General features: G+C 56.5%; 18 protein-coding genes and 1 tRNA gene. 14 read left to right on the top strand and 5 right to left on the bottom strand.

Annotated features, from left to right (window positions below; genetic code table 11):
* Positions 1–654: 654 nt before the first annotated feature.
* The 5 genes from potA (at position 655) to C4885_RS11690 (ending at position 5,507) form a co-directional block, all read left to right on the top strand.
* On the top strand, positions 655–1,695 hold the full coding sequence (gene potA, locus C4885_RS11710) for a spermidine/putrescine ABC transporter ATP-binding protein (RefSeq protein ID WP_114000503.1): 1,041 nt from the start codon (positions 655–657) through the stop codon (positions 1,693–1,695).
* 4 nt (positions 1,696–1,699) lie between these two features.
* On the top strand, positions 1,700–2,521 hold the full coding sequence (locus C4885_RS11705; RefSeq protein WP_114000502.1) for an ABC transporter permease: 822 nt from the start codon (positions 1,700–1,702) through the stop codon (positions 2,519–2,521).
* Complete coding sequence (locus C4885_RS11700) at positions 2,521–3,363, top strand: ABC transporter permease (RefSeq protein WP_114000501.1); 843 nt, start codon at positions 2,521–2,523, stop codon at positions 3,361–3,363. Before C4885_RS11705 ends, C4885_RS11700 begins: the two co-directional genes overlap by 1 nt.
* A 15-nt stretch (positions 3,364–3,378) precedes the next feature.
* Positions 3,379–4,629, top strand: a complete 1,251-nt coding sequence (locus C4885_RS11695) for a PotD/PotF family extracellular solute-binding protein (protein WP_114000500.1) — start codon at positions 3,379–3,381, stop codon at positions 4,627–4,629.
* Between the two features lie 131 nt (positions 4,630–4,760).
* Positions 4,761–5,507: an acyl-[acyl-carrier-protein] thioesterase gene (locus C4885_RS11690; RefSeq protein ID WP_114000499.1), complete on the top strand. Its 747-nt coding sequence runs from the start codon at positions 4,761–4,763 to the stop codon at positions 5,505–5,507.
* Positions 5,508–5,942: 435 nt separating this feature from the next.
* Here the strand turns inward: C4885_RS11690 and C4885_RS11685 are convergent, their stop codons facing one another.
* The 4 genes from C4885_RS11685 to C4885_RS11670 all read right to left on the bottom strand — a co-directional run bounded on the left by C4885_RS11685 (position 5,943) and on the right by C4885_RS11670 (position 9,045).
* The gene (locus tag C4885_RS11685; protein ID WP_114000498.1) at positions 5,943–6,506 is read right to left on the bottom strand and encodes a hypothetical protein; all 564 of its coding nucleotides are present in this window, start codon (positions 6,504–6,506) and stop codon (positions 5,943–5,945) included.
* A gap of 417 nt (positions 6,507–6,923) precedes the next feature.
* Positions 6,924–7,487, bottom strand: coding sequence for an NUDIX domain-containing protein (locus tag C4885_RS11680; protein ID WP_114000497.1), 564 nt, complete (start codon positions 7,485–7,487; stop codon positions 6,924–6,926).
* A 78-nt stretch (positions 7,488–7,565) separates the two neighbouring features.
* Positions 7,566–8,735, bottom strand: coding sequence for a sporulation protein YqfD (locus tag C4885_RS11675; protein ID WP_114000496.1), 1,170 nt, complete (start codon positions 8,733–8,735; stop codon positions 7,566–7,568).
* The gene (locus C4885_RS11670; protein ID WP_114000495.1) at positions 8,707–9,045 is read right to left on the bottom strand and encodes a YabP/YqfC family sporulation protein; all 339 of its coding nucleotides are present in this window, start codon (positions 9,043–9,045) and stop codon (positions 8,707–8,709) included. Before C4885_RS11670 ends, C4885_RS11675 begins: the two co-directional genes overlap by 29 nt.
* An 81-nt stretch (positions 9,046–9,126) precedes the next feature.
* Here C4885_RS11670 and C4885_RS11665 point away from each other — a divergent pair, with 81 nt between their 5' ends.
* The 3 genes from C4885_RS11665 to C4885_RS11655 are packed head-to-tail and all read left to right on the top strand — an operon-like array spanning position 9,127 to position 11,391.
* Complete coding sequence (locus tag C4885_RS11665) at positions 9,127–10,233, top strand: hypothetical protein (RefSeq protein ID WP_114000494.1); 1,107 nt, start codon at positions 9,127–9,129, stop codon at positions 10,231–10,233.
* 36 nt (positions 10,234–10,269) lie between these two features.
* Positions 10,270–10,491 (top strand): hypothetical protein, encoded by a 222-nt coding sequence (locus C4885_RS11660; protein ID WP_114000493.1) that lies wholly within the window; start codon positions 10,270–10,272, stop codon positions 10,489–10,491.
* A gap of 6 nt (positions 10,492–10,497) precedes the next feature.
* On the top strand, positions 10,498–11,391 hold the full coding sequence (locus tag C4885_RS11655) for a hypothetical protein (RefSeq protein ID WP_242979585.1): 894 nt from the start codon (positions 10,498–10,500) through the stop codon (positions 11,389–11,391).
* 112 nt (positions 11,392–11,503) lie between these two features.
* Here the strand turns inward: C4885_RS11655 and C4885_RS11650 are convergent.
* Positions 11,504–11,579: transfer RNA gene (locus C4885_RS11650), tRNA-Thr, on the bottom strand.
* A 315-nt stretch (positions 11,580–11,894) separates the two neighbouring features.
* Here C4885_RS11650 and C4885_RS11645 point away from each other — a divergent pair.
* The 6 genes from C4885_RS11645 (at position 11,895) to C4885_RS11620 (ending at position 18,463) form a co-directional block, all read left to right on the top strand.
* Positions 11,895–12,890 (top strand): PhoH family protein, encoded by a 996-nt coding sequence (locus C4885_RS11645; protein WP_114000492.1) that lies wholly within the window; start codon positions 11,895–11,897, stop codon positions 12,888–12,890.
* 99 nt (positions 12,891–12,989) lie between these two features.
* A complete protein-coding gene (gene ybeY / locus C4885_RS11640; RefSeq protein WP_114000491.1) occupies positions 12,990–13,490 on the top strand; it encodes an rRNA maturation RNase YbeY in 501 nt (166 codons plus the stop codon).
* A 7-nt stretch (positions 13,491–13,497) separates the two neighbouring features.
* Positions 13,498–14,028 (top strand): diacylglycerol kinase family protein, encoded by a 531-nt coding sequence (locus tag C4885_RS11635; RefSeq protein WP_114000490.1) that lies wholly within the window; start codon positions 13,498–13,500, stop codon positions 14,026–14,028.
* An 87-nt stretch (positions 14,029–14,115) separates the two neighbouring features.
* Complete coding sequence (gene era, locus C4885_RS11630; protein ID WP_242979584.1) at positions 14,116–15,033, top strand: GTPase Era; 918 nt, start codon at positions 14,116–14,118, stop codon at positions 15,031–15,033.
* 237 nt (positions 15,034–15,270) lie between these two features.
* The gene (gene recO, locus C4885_RS11625) at positions 15,271–16,014 is read left to right on the top strand and encodes a DNA repair protein RecO (RefSeq protein WP_114000489.1); all 744 of its coding nucleotides are present in this window, start codon (positions 15,271–15,273) and stop codon (positions 16,012–16,014) included.
* Positions 16,015–16,087: 73 nt separating this feature from the next.
* Entirely contained in the window at positions 16,088–18,463 is a 2,376-nt protein-coding gene (locus tag C4885_RS11620) for an endonuclease MutS2 (RefSeq protein WP_114000488.1), read from the top strand.
* The last annotated feature ends 242 nt before the right edge of the window (positions 18,464–18,705 follow it).

Below are 18,705 nucleotides of genomic sequence, written 5' to 3'. Positions count from 1 at the left end.
TTATCTGCGCTTTTGGCTTAGCATCTGCCGCACCTCGCTCGCCGTATCGGCACTTAGAATTATGCGGTATTGCCTTAAAAATCTGCATTTTGCCCGGCAGAAATAATGGGGGTATTTACCTTACAGGGAAAGCACCAGGCATAAAATTTATTTGTAGGGGCCGATGCTCGTCATCGGCCTGCATGGCGGGCAGAAAGTGGCATTTTACCCTGAAATATTGTAAACGGTCGCGGGCGCACAATGCGCGCCCCTGTGGTGTGAAATGACAAAAATAACTGCGAACGACACCTGTTAATTTTGATGCAGACGGCAGCGGGAGAACAGGGGATAATACCGGACGGACAGGGAAAAAACGGTGGAGCAAGACAGGAAACAAGCTGACTTTTTGACATTCCCATGTAAAAAACCGGAAAAATGTGAAATAATTGTTGACAGCCCCCCAAAACAATGTATAATGAAGCTTGTGTGTTGCATCTGTTAAACATCAGAACACATTGGCGTTGTATGTGCTGCTGCAGCTGCCGCGTTTGCGGTGGTGTAACAAACCTTTTGCGGGGCGGCATAATTGGCGCTGACCCACCGGGAAAAGCCGGCGAGCCGGCATCAAGGAGGCCCGAGGTGGGACTAAATTCCGCAAAGGGGGATGCAGTAAAAATGAATGAAATTGTATCACTGAAAGACATTGTCGTCGATTTTGACGGGGAAAGAATCCTGGACGAACTTTCCCTTGACATCCACGATAAGGAGTTTGTTACGTTCCTTGGCCCTTCCGGCTGCGGCAAAACAACCACCTTGCGTGTGATCGCCGGGTTTATTACCCCAAAATCGGGCAATGTCTTTTTCGATGGCAAGGATATCGCCTCGGTACCGCCGTATAAGCGGCAGGTGAATACCGTGTTCCAGAAATATGCACTGTTCCCGCACCTGAACGTGTACGAGAATGTGGCCTTTGGCCTGCGGCTGAAAAAGCTGCCGGAGGAAACCATCCGCCCCAAAGTGCTGGAAATGCTGGAAACCGTGGGCCTGCGCGGCTTTGAGCGCCGCAGCATCAACCAGTTGTCCGGCGGCCAGCAGCAGCGCGTGGCCATTGCCCGCAGCCTGGTCAACCAGCCCCGTGTTCTGCTGCTGGACGAACCGCTTGGTGCTTTGGACCTGAAGCTGCGCAAGGAAATGCAGCTGGAACTCAAACGCCTGCAGCGTGAGATGAATATTACCTTTGTGTACGTTACCCACGACCAGGAAGAAGCTCTGACCATGTCCGATACCGTTGTTGTCATGAACAAGGGCAACATCCAGCAGATCGGCAGCCCGCAGGATATTTATAACGAGCCGCGCAATGCCTTTGTTGCCAAGTTCATCGGAGATTCCAACATTGTGGACGGCATTATGGAAAAAGACTTCCTTGTCAGCTTTGGCGGGCAGGAATTTGCCTGCGTGGACCGCGGCTTTAAGCCACGCGAGCCGGTGCAGGTGGTTGTCCGCCCGGAGGACGTGGATATCGTTCCGCCGTCCGCCGGCAAGCTGACCGGCCTTGTGCGCGAGGTGATCTTCAAGGGCGTGCATTTTGAAATGCACGTTGACGTGGAAGGCAAAGAATGGCTGATCCACTCCACCCAGGCCAGCCAGCCGGGCGAGCTGATCGGCATGAACATTGGCCCGGATGAAATTCACATCATGTCCCGCGAGGAGGTGTGATGGGATGCTGCGTTCCAAAGCTTCGCGCTGGGCTGCCGCACCGTACCTGGTGTGGATGGTCCTGTTTATTGTGGTGCCGCTGGGCATTGTTGTGTGGTATGCCCTGACCAACAGTGACGGCCAGGTTACCCTTGCCAACCTGACCAGCATTGGGCGGTACGCCTCGGTTTTTGGCCGCAGCCTGCTGCTTGCGGCGGAGGCCACGATCATCTGCCTGGTGCTGGCGTACCCGGTGGGGTATTTCCTCAGCCGGCTGCGCGCCAATAAACAGCATATTATGCTGATGCTGGTCATGCTACCCATGTGGATGAACTTTTTGCTGCGCACCTATGCGTGGATGACCCTGCTGGAAAAAAACGGCCTGATCAACAAGCTGTTGGGCCTGTTCGGCATCGGCCCCTTTAATATGATCAATACCTCCGGCGCCGTGGTACTGGGCATGGTGTATAACTACCTGCCGTATATGATCCTGCCGCTGTACACCGCCATGACCAAGATCGACAATTCTGTGGTGGAAGCTGCGCAGGACCTGGGAGCCAATGTGTTCCAGATTTTAGGCCGCGTGCTGATCCCGCTGAGCAAGCCCGGCATTGCCACCGGCATTACCATGGTGTTTGTTCCGGCGGTTTCCACCTTTATTATCAGCCGTATGCTGGGCGGCGGCGCTAACCTACTGATTGGCGACTTGATCGAGCTGCAGTTCCTTGGCAACTCTTACAACCTGAATCTCGGCTCTGCCATGAGCCTTGTGCTGATGGTGATCGTTCTGCTCTGCATGAGCTTTACCTCCAGCTTTGACGAAGAGGAAATGGAGGGTGTGATGTAATGAAAACACAGTATAAGCATTTGCTGCAGCGCACCTACCTGGTGCTGGTGTTCGGGTTTATGTACCTGCCCATCGCGGTCCTCATCGCCTACAGCTTTAACGAAAATAAGAGCCGTGCGGTATTTACCGGTTTTTCTTTAAAATGGTATGCCAGCCTGTTCCATAATGAGATGATCCTTTCCGCTTTGGGGCTTTCACTGGTATTGGCATTTGTTTCGGCTATCATTGCCACGGTGCTGGGCACCCTGGCCACCATCGGCATCAACTCCATGAGCCGCAAGGCACAGCTGATTATCAATAACATCAGTTATGTCCCGGTTGTCAACCCGGAAATCATCACCGGCGTTTCCCTCATGCTGCTGTTCGTCATCGTGCAAAAAATGGGCATTGGCGGCGAAAATGGCGTGTTCGGCTGGATCACACTGCTGATTGCGCACATTACGTTCAATGTGCCGTATGTTATTTTTAATGTCGGCCCCAAGCTGCGCCAGCTGGACGGCAGCCTGTACAATGCCGCCCTGGATCTGGGCTGCACCCCGCGTCAGGCGTTCTTCAAGGTCATTCTGCCGCAGCTCAGCCCGGCCGTCATGTCGGCATTTTTGATCTGCCTGACTTACTCCATTGATGACTTCATGATTTCCTACTTCAACTGCGGCACCATGCAGACCCTGCCCATTGCCATCTACTCCATGACCCGCAAAAAGGTCAGCCCGGAGATCAACGCGCTGTCTGCCATCATATTCCTGGTCATTCTGGCAATCATCCTTACCTCCAACGCTATGGATTCCCGCGCCTACAAGCGTAACCAGAAGGCCATCCGCCGCGCTGCGGCCGAACAGTAAAGGGGGTAAGCAGAGATGAAACAGTTTACCCGCGCGGTTGTCAGCGCTGCCTTGTGCGCAGCCCTAAGCCTTGCCTGCACCCTGCCTGCTTATGCAGCGGAAGGGGAGATGCTGGAGGTCAACGAGGATATCTCGGTTTCTGCCGATTACGATTGGACCCGCTTTGCCAACGACCATCTGACCTTGAACGTGTATAACTGGGGCCTGTATATCTCGGATGGTTCCGATGACAGCGTGAACGTGATTTCGGCCTTCGAGGACCTGACCGGTATCAAGGTCAACTATACCACCTTTGACTCCAACGAGAGCCTGTATGCCAAAATGAAATCCGGCGGCGCCAGTTATGATGTGATCGTGCCGTCTGACTACATGGTGGGCAAAATGATTGCCGAAAACATGCTGGCTGAGCTGGATTACGATAACATCCCCAATATGGCCAACATCGGCGAGAATTACCTCGGCTGGAGCTATGACCCTGATAACACTTACAGTGTGCCGTATACCTGGGGCACCACCGGCATTATTTATAACACCACCATGGTGGAAGAACCGCCCACATCCTGGGCGGACCTGTGGGATGTGGAGTACGCCGGTAATGTGCTGATGTTCAATAACTCCCGCGATGCTTACGCTATTGCAGCTAAAAAGATGGGCCTTTCGCTGAACCCTTCCAGCGTGGAAGAAGTAGACGATGTAATGAAGGAACTGCAGGCTCAGAAATCTGTGGTGCAGGCCTATGTTATGGATGAGATCTTCGATAAAATGGAGGGCGGCGAAGCTGCCATGGCCCCGTATTATGCGGGCGATGCCCTGACCATGATCGATGAAAACCCGGATCTGGCGTTCGTTTCGCCGGAGGAGGGCGTCAACTTCTTTGTGGACAGCATGTGCATCCCGGCTTCCAGCAAACATAAGGAAGCCGCCGAAATGTTCATCAACTTTATGTGTGAACCGGATGTCGGCTACCAGAATTGTGACTTCATCGGCTACTCCACCCCCATCACCGAAGTGTGGGAGCGGCTGGACGATGATTTGAAGTACAGCCCGATCGCTTACCCCAGCGATGAAGTGATGAATAAGGCGGAAGTCTTTGTGACCTTGCCGGATGACATCAACGCCGAAATGGACGCTAAATGGAGTGAGATGAAGAGCTACGATGAATCCGGCAGCGGCTGGCTGATCGTGGTGTTCCTGCTGGGGGCCATTGCAATTTCCGGCTTTAACATCTGGCGCAAGATGCGCAAAAAGGTGCGGGACAATTATTAAGCAGCCCAGCACCGCTTAAAATCAATTTGAAACACAAGCCCCGATTTGTCCTTTGTGATGAACCGGGGCTTGTGTTATACTATAAAAAGATTTGTGTGCAAAAACAATGCAGATGAATAGAGGGCAGAGAGATGAAATACACCCAGGAATATAGGATCTACGAAAATGATGTTGACTTCCGCAAAATGGCAACCCTTGGCAGCCTGCTGCGCTACTGCCAGCAAATTGGCGCCGAGGATGCGGAACATTACGGCATTACCCCGGAATTGTATGCCAGCACCCACACGTCTTACGTGCTGGCCAAGCTGGCTCTGCACATTACCCGTACCCCGCGCGTGGAAGAAACCATTACCGTGCAGACCGAGCCGGAAGCCCTGCACCGCGCCGTAAACCGCCGCTTTACCACCTTTTGCGATGCACAGGGCAGGGAAGAAGCGTGTGTGGACAGCCACTGGGTGTTGATTGATACGGACAAGCGGATGATCCTGCGCAAGCACCCGGAAGGTTTCCCCACAACGGGCTGGGTGGATAAGCTGGAACGGGAACTGCCCATCAAGCTGACAAAAGTCAAGCGGGAGGATTGTGAAGAGCTTGGCACCCATCGCGCTGTGTACAGCCGGTGCGATCGGAACGGCCATATGAACAATACCGTGTATGCGGACCTGATCTGTGATGCGCTGCCGCTGGAAGTATGGCGGACCCACACTGTAACGGATGTGATCCTGTATTATCACAAGGAAGTACCCATGGGCGAAAGCACCCGCCTGTACCGCGCCGCAGTGGACGAAAACCGCTGGTATATGGCCGGGTGGCAGGGGGATACCTGCAACTTTGAAGCCGAAATTACCCTGGCACCCCTGCAGGATAACGCAGATTGACGGGGCAACAAAGAGAAGGATGAAGCGTTCACACAAAAAACACAAAATTGGTTACAAATCTTTTACAATTTGGCCTTGACAAAAGGTTTCAAAAAGGTTACAATTTAGTTGCAAGCGAAAGATAAATATTAACAAATCTTTTTCATGTGTTCTTCTCCTCCTTTCTCAAATCCCCGCCTTTCCCTCAGGCGGGGATTTCCTTTTGTGCAGGTTTTTTATAGCGGGAACATCACGGCCTGATTGTGATGAAGTTGAACAATAACAGCACTGTTTCGTAAGATGCTGACGGGATTCCATGCATTTTAAAAGCACGCTTTGCAAAACCGCAGCAACAAAAAGTGTAAAAAGCAAAAATAAAGGGTGTGCAGCAAACCGTTCGCTGCGCACCCTTTTGTGTTTTGGTTGCGGTTGTTCCAAATTGTTACAATTTGCCGCTCATTTGGCAGCTTTTACCAGGCCGGTCATTTCATCGGCGGTCAGCCCGGTGCCGTCTTCGCGGTAAATGCCGATGGAGTAGGTATAGTCCCCGTCCAGCCAGGTGGCAAGCTGAACCTGGCCGTCGTTGCCCTGCAGGGTCACGCTGCGGCCGTCAACATCAACGGCATTGCTTTCCGCATACTGGTTGAAATCTCCGCTGATGTCATCGCTGCCGGGGGCTTTGCGCAGGCAAAGGCGGGCATTGCCGGAGCTGTACTGCACCTCGGTCAGCTGCTCGCTTTCCAATACGGCAATGGTAACGTCCGGGTAGCCATCCACGGAGTCGGGCACGGTAAAATCGTACCCGGTCAGGGCGGCGGCATCCGCCAGGGTGGTGCAGCCGGTCCACGGGTTGGGGATTTGAGAAGTATCACTGGTGACGCTGCTGGAAGCGCTGCCTGCAGTGCTGGCGGCATCGGAAGCGGCAGGCTGGCTGCAGGCGGCAAGGCTGACAGCCAACAGGGCAGAACAAGCAAGCAGGGTGGTGTGTTTGATAAAATTGATGGAATGGATATTTTTCATGGTATTCAATTTCCTTTCGTAATAAACGCTTTTTGCGGGAGAGCCTTGGAAAATTTTTTCAGGCAAACACCTTTGGCATTTTCCCAGGGGGTATCTGAAACGTCGAAAATATCGTCTATTTCTGCAAACGCAGCCGGATTTTGCGTTAAGGCAATACCGCATAATTCTAAGTGCCGATACGGCGAGCGAGGTGCGGCAGATGCCGTGCCGCAGCTGCCGGAGCGGTGCTTAAGCCGCAAGGCGGGAATTGTGCGGTGTTGCCTAAGCTCATAAATAGGGAAAAGCACGAGCCGGCATTCGGTTTTCCCGTCCCTTCATTATCAAAAACGTCAAAAAGGCCCGCGTTGTTACACGGCAAAATAAAAAAAATAAGGGAAGGCCGTTTCCTACAGCTTTCCCACAAAATAATTTCTTCAATCAAGTTGCGCTTGCCTTTTCCACCGTGGCCTGCACCATCCGCAGCTCTTCTGGAAAAATGCAGCTGTTCAGCGCGCCGTTCTCCACATTACGCAAACAGTCGGCAAGGGGCATCCAGCGCACGGCGCTGATCTCCTCTTTTTGCAGCGTAAATTCTTCGGCATCACGGTCTAGCCAGAGCAGGTACACATTGCTGACCTGGTTATCCTTGAACGGTTTGCCGTGGAACACCGCGGAAAACTGGAAACTGCGCTGCCCGCACAAAATCAGGTCCTGCGGCTGGGCGGTTACGCCAAGCTCTTCTTTCAACTCCCGCAGGGCGGAATCCACAAAGCCCTGCCCGGCCGGGATATGTCCCGCACTGGAAATATCGTAACAGCCGGGGAAAGAATCTTTCTCGTCACTGCGCTTTTGCAGCAGAACTTCCAGCACGCCGTTTTTGCGGCGTACCAGCCACACATGGCTGGTACGGTGGCGCAGCCCAAGGCGGTGCGCCTCGCTGCGCGGCACAGCCCGGCCGAGGGGGTCGCCCTGCTCGTTGACCAAATCCAGCATTTCTTCCATGGTATTTCCTCCCTGTCCCTCAACATCCTATGTTCGAATCTCGAATTATAGGTATTATAGCACGCCGGATCCCGCTTGTCACCCACTGGCGGCGGGGGCGCTGCGCGGTTCGGCAATGTTAGCGCAAAACACAAACACCGCGCGGCACACGGCGGCGGTGGCGGTGGTGCTGGCAAAATCGCGCTCGCTTTCAATCACGGCATCAGGGTAATCCTGCAATAATTGCAGGCGGGCGCTGCGCCGTGCCAGAGCTGCGGCGGTTTCGGGGGTGAAAGTCTGCTCCTGTGTTTCCCGTGCCCAACAGGTGGTTTCCTGCACGCAGCCGGGCAAAGCCAGCCGCCCCAGGCGCAGCGGCAGCCACCGTACGCGGGGCGGAACATCCTCCGGCAGTGCGCCGGACCCCGGCAGCTGCCAGTTGCGGCCCAACAGGGTTAGGGTGCGGCGTTCCGCGCAAGCGCCGGTCAGAACCGGGCGCTGCTGGGTGAACGCCTGCTGCCCGGTGTAGGCCAGCCGCACCCGCGCTGTTACGGTGCCGCTGGCGGGCTGGGGCACGGGCGCACCGCTGCGGTCCAGCTTTTCCGCAGCGGCCAGCAGCATGCCGTTGCCAACGTATTGGCCCGGCTGCACCTGTGCAAAACCGCTGGCAATGTTTACGGCAAGCACCTCGCCGCCTGCACGGGCATAAAGCCCGGTGTTCTGGGCGGGTGGTTCCGCATGTGCCTGCTGGAGGGGCGTACCCTCGGCGGCCAGGCAGCCACCGGTAAAATTCAGGCTGACCCAGCCAAAATCACCGCTGGCTTCCAACAGCTGCTGCGCCTGGGCCAGCTCCACCTGGCTGGGGCGGCAGCCCTCCCAGATGCCGCTCTGCGCCAGCAGTGTGCGGATGCTTTCCTGTTGGGGAACGGTCAAAAGTTCCAGATTCATGCACCACAAAAAGCCGCCCAGCCAGTGCAGCAGCACAAAAAACAGGCCGATGCCCGCCAGAATGCCGGGGCGGCGCAGCAATCGCTCTGCTAATGGACCGGGGCCGCGCCGCTGCATTTGGATCACCTGCCACCCGCCCGCACCGGCCAGCTGGCAGAGCTTGGCCCAGCCGGCGCCGGACACCACGGCGGTAAAGCCGTCTGCCTGCGGGGCAATGCGTTCCAGCTTCAACCCGGCCTGGGCGGCTTGGCCCAAAAGGCGCTGCGCCCCGCGGCCGCGCACACAAAACCGAATGCTATCTGCTGCCTGAATGCGGCGCTTCATTGGCGTCAACCTCCCACTTGGGTGCAAAATCAATGCGGGCCACCCGCCCGGCAACCGTCAGCCGTTTGCCGTTCAGCGATTCTATTCGCAGCGCAGTGCCATAAAATGTAATAACCGTGCTGCCCACATCCAGCGTGATCTTCTGTGGGGCAAAATCCAGCACCCGGCGGCAGCCATCGGTAACAATGCGCCCGGAGCGGATCTCCAAATCCGGCAGACGGTAAAAATCGGCGTCCGGCTGGCGCAGCAGGTCGTGCAGGGTGGGGGCCGGGGTGCGGCATTTGGACCGGCGGCGTGGGTGCTGCTTCATGCCAGACCGCCTCCTTTCGTCTGCCGGGGAACACACATGCGGGGATCATTCACCCCAATATACGGCAAAGGCGGTGCAGATATGAAGCAAAAATCAAGCCAAATGCGGTTTGCCCCCTGGCCGGTGGTGCAGGCCGCACTGGCGCTGGCGTTGAGCGGCCTGCTGCTGGCCCGGCCCCAGGCAGCGGCGCAGGGCTTTGCGGCGGGGCTGAAGCTCTGCGGCGGCAGCCTACTGCCCGCGCTGTTCCCACTGTTTGTGGTGTGCGGCCTGCTGGGGCCGCTGGCTCCGGTGCTGGGGTGGCCGCTGCGGCCTTTGATGCGGCTGTGCGGGATCCGCAGCCCACGGGCCCCGGCGGTGCTGGTGCTGGGCTGGTGTGGTGGATACGCGGTGTGCGCCCAACAGATTGCAGCATTGCGCAAAACGGGGGAACTGCCCCCGCGGGATGCCGCGCTCCTGCTGCTGTTGGGCTGCTGTTCCGGCCCCGGCTTTGTGGTTGGCTGCATTGGGGGGCAGCTGTTTGGCAGCGTGGCGCTGGGGCTGCTGCTGTATGGCTTGCAGCTGGCAGCCAACCTTGCTGCCGCAGCCTGCCTGGTGCTATTTTTGCCAAAGCAGGAATTACCAGCTGGGCAGGGGAGCAGTCAACAAAAGAGCGTGACCTTCCCACAGGCCATCAACAATGCGGTGCAAAGCAGCCTGACGGTGTGCGGCTGCGCGGTGTTCTGCCGCGTGGTGGGCAGTGTGTTGGGGCAGGGGATGCCTGATGGTGCGCGGCCTTACCTGAACGCTGCGCTGGAAATCTCCGCAGGCTGCGCAGATTTTGCCGCTGCAGGCAGCGTGGCGGGGGTGTGCCTGTGCCTGAGCCTGCTGGGGGCATCGGTGCTTGCCCAGCTGGCGGCGCTGCTGCAGGGGACAGTGCCGCTGGGGCTGCTGCTGGCCGCACGGGTGCTGCATTTTGTGTTTTTGCAGGGGCTGCTGCACTTGTGCCTTCCGCTGGTACCGGGGCAGGCGGCTGTGTTCACCAGTCTGGCCCCGCAGGTGGTCGTTATGAAGCGTACCGCGTGGGATACGGCGCTGGCAATTGCATTCTTTTTGTGCGCTGCACTGTATCAACTTTACAAAACCTGCCAAAGCTCTTATAATAATACTATTCCGGCAGCGCACCGCAGCCGTGCAGACGGCCCGCGGTGAACCGCTGCCAAACCTTGCAGTATTGGAGGAAAGCGGATGTTCAAAAAGCCGCCCTATGGCACAAAAATCTCTCCGGCGTGTGCTTACTGTACCCACGGCTCTCCGGCGGCTGACCAGAAAATGGTTCTGTGCAAAAACCGGGGCGTGGTTTCGCCCTATTTTGCCTGCCGCAAGTTCCGGTATGACCCGCTGCTGCGTGTGCCGCACCGGCAGGAACTGCCGCATTATGACCCCAAAGATTTCAGCCTGGAGGACTGATATTTCATGCCCGATTTGAAAAACGTACCACCCTCGCCGCGCCCCCGCCGTTTGAGCCAGCTGAAAGATGCCTGGAAGAACAAGCGCTCGGTTACCATCGTTTACCTGTTGCTGCGTGCCTCAGTCATTCTGGTGCTGATTGCCCAGATCTTTAACCGCAACTTTGAAAATGTCTTTTTGTGTGTGCTGACGCTGTTCCTGTTCGGCGTGCCCAACATGGTGCAGCACCGGCTGGACATTGAACTGCCAAATACGCTGGAAATTATCATCCTGCTGTTTATCTATGCGGCGGAAATCTTGGGCGAGATTAACGCCTATTACGTTACCTTCCCCTATTGGGATACCGTGCTGCACACCCTGAACGGCTTTTTGTGCGCGGCCGTCGGGTTCTCTTTGCTTGATATCCTCAACCGAGAGGAAAAGATCGGCTTTTCGCTCTCCCCGCTGTACCTGGCCATTGTGGCATTCTGCTTTTCCATGACGGTTGGCGTGATCTGGGAATTTTTTGAGTGTACCATGGACCAGCTGTTTTTGCTGGATATGCAAAAGGATTCCGTGGTCAACACCATTGGCAGCGTGATGCTGGACCCCACCGGCGGTAACCATCCCGGCGTCATCCGCAATATCACGGATGTGATTGTGGTGCAAAGTGATGGCACCCAGACGGCCCTTGGTCTGGGCGGCTACCTGGATATTGGCCTGCTGGATACGATGGAGGATCTTTTCGTCAACTTTATCGGTGCGTTCACGTTCTCGATTATCGGCTATTTCTATGTGCGCAGCCGCGGTAAAAACAAGTTTGCCAAGCGCTTTATCCCCGTGGTGAACGAAGAACCCCAGCCCCAAGCGAAAAACACCTCTGCAGAAGACGCACCCGAAACGGAAAAAACGAAAGAATAATCAACAAAACAAGCGCCCTGTTGTGAAAAACACAGCAGGGCGCTTGAATTCTTGTACAGAAAACACAAAAATAAACCGCGAAGGATTACCAAACGGAACCCTACGCGGTTTATGGAGCTGGTGGCCGGACTTGAACCGGCGACCTGCTGATTACGAATCAGCTGCTCTACCAACTGAGCCACACCAGCACAACAATAATAGTATACTGGATTTTTGGCACAAGTCAAGGGGAAACGGGGCAAAAGTTGAAAAAATATTCTGGGTGGGATACTTTTGTTCATGACAACCAAAAAGGTTACCATCATCCCCTGCGTGGATTTTAACATGCAGGAGGTTAAAATTTTGTGCAACATTCATAGTTTATTTTCGACAAAACTGTGCTATAATTCAAATTGAAGGATTATGGCTATCTGTAATCTTTTACCACAAAAACCGCAAAAACAGGCGTAAAAGCGTGCGGGCTGGCCCGGCGGCTGACGCCTGGCTGCACAGGAGGTACCATATTGGCCGAAAAATCAGTCGAATTAGACAGCATCGAACTGGCCGCCGCCATTTTTGGCAACTGTGACCAGAACGTAAAACTGCTGGAAAATGAGTTCCACGTCATGGCGGTCTGCCGCGGCTCCCTGTTAAAGTTTACCGGTGAGCCAAAAGATGTGGAAGCTGCTGTGCATGCAGTGGACGGCATGGTGACCCTGATGCAGAACCACACCCCGCTGGAGGAACAGACGGTGCGCTACTGCATCAGCCTGGCCCGCGGCGGCGAGGAAAAGCGCCTGCGGGAACTGAACGATGATTTTGTCGCCGTTACCGCCAAAGGCCGCCCCATCCACCCCAAAACGCTGGGCCAGAAAGAGTACCTCTCCGCCATCCGCGCCAACTCCATCACCTTTGGCGTGGGGCCTGCCGGTACGGGCAAAACCTACCTGGCTGTGGCCATGGCGGTCAAGGCGTTCAAGTCAAAAGACGTCAGTCGCATTATTTTGACCCGCCCCGCCGTGGAAGCGGGGGAGAAGCTGGGCTTTCTGCCCGGCGATTTGCAAAATAAGGTGGACCCCTATCTGCGCCCGCTGTATGACGGCCTGTTTGACCTGCTGGGGGCGGAAACCTTCCAGAAGCTGGTGGAAAAGCAGGCCATTGAGGTGGCCCCGCTGGCCTACATGCGCGGCCGCACGCTGGACGATGCCTTTATCATCCTGGATGAAGCCCAGAACACCACCCCCGAACAGATGAAGATGTTCCTGACCCGCATGGGCGTGGGCAGCAAAGTGGTAGTGACGGGCGATGTGACCCAGGTGGACCTGCCGGAAAAGATCCGAAGCGGCTTGGTGGATGCCCTGCATATATTAAAGGGGATTGACGGCATTGCGCAGGTTTACCTGACCGAAAAGGACGTTGTGCGCCACCGCCTGGTACAGCAGATCGTAAAAGCCTACGAGCGCGCCGCCCAGCCGCCCAAGCGGGCACCGCAGACCAAGCCGGAAACGGCAAATGCGTAACGGATCAAATGCGTAACGGATAGAGTATAAAAATAAAAATGATTTATAAACGGTGCCCAACCGCACCGAACAAAAGCACAGTCAGGAGGCAGATTTCCTATGTCTAACAAAGTATTGATCACCAATGAGCAGAACGCGGTCAAAGTTCCTTCGGGGCTTCGCATCCTGATCCGCCGCAGCTGCAATGCGGTGCTGGAATACGAAAACTTTGACGGCCCGGCAGAGATCAGCGTGACCTTTGTGGATAACGCCCGCATCCACGAGCTGAACAAGCAGTACCGGGATAAGGATGCCCCCACCGATGTGCTCAGCTTCCCCATGGCAGAAAACGGGGAGTATGATATCGACGAGGACAACGGCTGCAAGATTCTGGGCGATATCGTGATTTCTATGGAGCGCGCCATGGAACAGGCCGAACTGTACGGCCACAGCCTGCAGCGCGAAGTTGCCTATCTGACGGTACATTCCATGCTGCATCTGCTGGGCTATGACCATGAATCCAGCGGGCTGGAAGCGGTACGTATGCGCGAAAAAGAGGAAGCTGTTCTGATGCAGCTGGGCCTACCGCGCACCGTCAGCTACACCAACGACGAAGTGTGAGCTGTACATGAAGCCCAAGAAAAAGAATCACATGCTGACGGACCTTGCCCGGTTTGGGCACGGCTTTGTTTACGCATGGCACGGCATCTGCGCAGCTGTTTTGGAGGAACGCAACTTCCGCTTCCACCTGTGTGCGGCACTGTATGTATTTGCCGCGGCGCACATGGCGCACATTGACGCCACCGGCGTGGCGCTGCTGGCCATCTGCGTGTTTATGATGCTTGGCATGGAGCTGATGAATTCCGCCGTGGAGCGCGCAGTGGATAAGCCGGATACCACCCACTGGTGGAGCGCCGGTGCCGCCAAAGATATGGCGGCTGGAGGCGTGCTGGTCACAGCGTTTGGTGCGGTGGTCGTGGGCATCTGCCTGTTTGGCAACGCGGCTGCTCTGAATGCCATCTGGACCAGCGTGACGGCGACGCCGCTCAGCACGGCGCTTTGGGTGCTTTCGCTGGTGCTGGCCTACCTGTTCACCTTCCGCCTTGGCAAGCAGGAACAGGTCAAAACCCCAAAAGAAAATAAAACCGAAGAAAAATAAGGCCCGGCTGCCCAACCGTGCAGCACGGGTGAACCCAACCGGGCCAAATAGCCCGCAGATTGCAGCAGATTGAAAGAGAAGGTACGAATGCAGAAGAACCACAATGAACCTGAAATGCCCTCCAGCGTGTTTGTGGCCCTTGTGGGCCGCCCCAACGTGGGCAAATCCAGCCTGACCAACCACCTGGTTGGCGAAAAAGTTGCCATCGTGACCCAAAAGGCACAAACGACCCGCAACCGTATTACCGGCATTATCACCAAGGGGCCGGTACAGTATGTGCTGCTGGATACCCCCGGCATCCATAAGCCGCGCAACCGGCTGGATTCCCGCATGACCCAGACCGCAGCCGCCAGCCTGAAGGATGTGGATGTGACCCTGATGCTGTTTGAGCCTACCGGGGAATTTACCGAATCCGAGCTTGGCATGGTGGAAGCACTGCGCAAAGCAGGTCCGGCGATCGCGGTCATCAACAAGGTGGACCTGCTGAATGATTTTGCCGCGCTGGAAGCCCGCAAAAAGCAGGTGGAAGAGTTCGGTATTTTTGATGCGATCGTCACCGTTTCCGCCAAGGATGGCACCGGCTGTGAAGAATTGTTCCCGCTGCTGAAGCAGTACGCCAACCCCGGCCCGCATTACTTTGACGACGATGCTTTTACCGATATGCCGGAAAAAGAGCTGGTGGCCGAGCTGGTGCGCGAAAAAGCCCTGCTGTTTATGCGGGAAGAAATCCCCCACGGCATTGCCGTTACGGTGGAAAGCTTCAAAGAACGCCCGGACAGCGATTTGATCGACATCAGCGTGGAGATCTGCTGCGAGCGCAAGAGCCATAAGGGCATGATCATTGGCAAGGGCGGCCAGATGCTGAAAAAGATTGCCTCCGCCGCCCGCATGGACTGCGAGGAACTGCTGGGCGCCCGCGTGAACATGCAATGCTGGGTAAAGGTGCGCGAGGACTGGCGCGATAACGATCGCCTGCTGGATAACCTCGGTTTTGCCAAGCCGTAACAGCGGGGAGACTGCGCGAACCCTGTCCAACCACACGGTTGGACAACTTTTCCACGCATGGATCGGTATGATGGTGGCAAGCTAATCCGTAAAGGGGGCGGGCCATCATGCCAGGAAATGCTGAAACCGACGGAATCCGCGCCGCACAGTGGCAGAAATTTGCTGCCAGCGGCAGTATTTATGACTACCTTGATTACCGCAGCACTGCGCCGCAGGGCATAACCACGGGGGAAAACAATGCAGATCAACACAATGGGGCTTGTCCTGCGTGCGGTCCGGGTGGGCGAAGCCGACCAGATCCTGACAGTGCTGACACCGGGTAACGGGGTGCTGTCAGCATCCGCCCGCGGCAGCCTGCGGCTGAAAAACAAGCTGTTCAGTGCCTGCGGGCTTTTCTGTTATTCAGAATTTGCCATTACACTGGGCCGCAAAACCAATTTTATTGACAGCGCCGCTGTCAGCAAGGTGTTCCACGGGTTAAGCAAAACCGTGGAAGGCACCGCCCTGGCAGCCTATCTTTCGGAGCTGACCATCACGCTGGCGCCGGAGCCGCCGGAATCGGCGGACTGCCTGCGCCTGCTGCTGAACACCCTGTACATGACCGCTGAGCAAAAACGCCCGCTGCGCCAGCTGAAAGCTATTTATGAAATGCGCACCATGACCCAGGCGGGATACATGCCGGGGGTGCTGGCCTGCGATGTGTGCGCCCGGTATGACGGCTGTGATTTTTACCTGGATCCGGTAGCGGGCCGTCTGCTGTGCGCCGACTGCGCAGCCAAAGAGCACCGCGCCCCCAACCTGGACCCCGGTGCACTGTATGCGCTGCGGCATATCTGTTTGGCAGAAGATGCCAAACTGTTCAACTTTACCCTGACAGATCAAAGCCAGCGCCGCCTGGGCCGTGTGTGTGAACAGTATGTGGCGGCTCACCTGGACTATCAGCCCAAAAGCCTTGAATTTTTGCACGGTGTGCTGGAATAACCGTGCACGATAGATGATACGATAAAATAAGATTTTTGACCCATCTGACCCAACAGGAGTAACCAATTTATCTATGGACGTTTCCTACCGTACAACCCTGGAACTGGATAAAATTATTGCCCGTGCGGTGCAGTTGTGCACCTGTGCGGAAACCAAAGAGATGATGCGCGCCATTGAGCCGTTTGCCACAACGGAGGAGGAGCGCTACGCCCTGGCCCAGACCAACGCCATCAACGCCCTGCTGCTGAAAAACGGCAGCCCGCGCTTTGGCGCTGTGCATGAAGTGCGCCGCGTGGTGGCCCATGCGGCCAAGGGCGGCATTCTTTCGATGGGCGAGCTGCTGGAAATTGCTGCAGCGCTGCGCAATTTTTCCGGCCTGACCCAGTGGTACGGCCTGACCGACCACGATATGCTGCCCACCGATGACCTGTTCTTTGCCCTGGCTCCTCAGCCGGTGCTGGAAAAGCAGATCGGCGAGTGCATCATTTCGCCGGAAGAAATGGCCGATACCGCCTCCGTTACCCTGCGCGACCTGCGCCGCAAGATCCGCGCGACGGAGGACAGCATCCGCACCAAGCTGGATGCCATCATCAAAAACTCTACCACCAACAAATTTTTGCAGGATGCTGTGGTTTCCATCCGCAACGGCCGCTATGTTGTGCCGGTTCGTGCCGAGTACCGCGGCGAAGTCGGCGGCGTCATCCACGATGTTTCCTCCACTGGCTCCACCGTGTTTGTGGAGCCCACCGCTGTGGTGGAAGCCAACGCCCGCATTATGCAGCTGCACGCCCAAGAGCAGGAGGAAATCACCCGCATTCTGACGGCGTTCTCCGGCCAGGTGGCATCGCTGGAGCCGCAGTTCAGCTACAGCTATGACGCTATGCTGCAAATTGACCTGCTGCTGGCCAAAGCCCGCCTTGCGGTGGAGCAGAACGCCTTTATGCCGCAGGTGAACGATAGCTGCCGCTTTGCACTGAAAAAAGCCCGCCACCCGCTGATCGACAAGAAAAAGGTCGTGCCCGTGGATATTGCCCTGGGCGAAAAATATGATACCCTTGTCATCACCGGCCCCAACACCGGCGGCAAAACCGTCAGCATCAAAACGGCCGGCCTGCTGAACGCGATGGCCCAGCACGGCTTCTTGATCCCGGCGCACGAAAGCAGTACCGTCTGCCATTTTGATGAATACCTGGTGGATATCGGCGATGAACAGAGCATTGAACAGAGCCTGTCCACCTTCTCCGGCCATATGAAGCGGATCACCGGCATTCTGGAGCTGGCCGGCCCCGATACCCTGACCCTGATCGACGAACTTGGTGCCGGTACCGACCCGGCAGAGGGCGCGGCGCTGGCCGTCAGCATTCTGGAAAGGCTGCGTAAGCAGGGCACCCTGCTGATGGCCACCACCCACTACGCCGAGCTGAAAATTTACGCGCTGGAAACCCCTGGCGTGGTGAACGCCAGCTGTGAGTTTGATGTGGAAAGCCTGGCCCCCACCTACAAGCTCAGCGTGGGCGTGCCCGGTAAGTCCAACGCGTTCCTCATCAGTGCCAAGCTGGGCATTCCGGAAAGCGTCATCGATGCCGCCCGTAATCATATGTCCAACGATGATAAGCGGCTGGACAGCGTTCTGGCCCAGCTGGATGATTTGAAGCTGCAGCTGAAAGCCGCTGAGGACGAAGCCGAAAAGGCCCGCTATGAAGCAGAGCATGCCCTGGAAAGCGCCGAGAAAAAGCGTGATGCCCTGATCAAACAGGGCGAGGAAGAGCTGGAAGCCACCCGCCGCAAAGCCCATGAGCTGATGCAGGGTGTGCAGAACCAGGCATATGCCCTGACGGACGAGCTGCGCCGCATCCAGAAAGATGAAAAGACCAACGCCGCCGCCCGTGCTGTGCGCGCCCGCGAAATTGCCCGCAAGGATACAGAGCAGCTGCTGAACCGTACCGAGAAAAAGCAGCCCAAGCGCCAGTTTGTGCCGCTGAAAGAGGTCAAGCCCGGCCAGGAGGTCGTGATCGCGGAGCTGGACCAGCACGCCGTGGTGCTTTCCCGCCCGGACAAAAACGGCATGGTGGAAGTGCGCGCCGGTATTTTGAAAACCAAGGTCCCCCTGACCGGCCTGTGCGCCCCTGATAAGATGGATAAGCGCACCCAAAAGCAGGAACCGCCGCGCACCCGCACCCGCGTGGAGCTGAACCACGACCGCAAGTCCAGCATGGAGCTGAACCTGCTGGGGTACACCGTGGAGGAAGCCCTGGCCGAAGTGGACCGCTTCTTGGACCACGCCATGCTCAGCAACCAGAACACCGTGTATATCATCCACGGCAACGGCACCGGCGCGCTGCGCAACGCCATCCAAAAGCACCTGCGCACCCACCGCGGGGTTAAATCCTTCCGCCTTGGCCGCTATGGTGAGGGCGAGAGCGGCGTGACCGTTGTGGAACTGAAATAACGGCGGATTTGCTTCAAAATTGAACAAAAACGGGTACGCTGTGAAATAATCTAGTACATTTTCCCGCATTTATCTATAGCACACGCCGCCCGCGCGTGCTATTCTATTATTAAGGGCAATACCGCATAATTCTAAGTGCCGATACGGCGAGCGAGATGCGGCAGCTGCTAAGCCAAAAGCGCAGATAATACTGGATGCTGCAAAGGTGAGCGCCGCCAGTGGCGGAAACAGCGAACCGAAGC

The organism is Subdoligranulum sp. APC924/74 (assembly GCF_003324125.1).
GTDB lineage: Bacteria > Bacillota > Clostridia > Oscillospirales > Ruminococcaceae > Gemmiger > Gemmiger qucibialis.
Note: the sequence above shows the minus strand (reverse complement) of the source record. Positions and strands in the feature narration are given on the sequence as shown.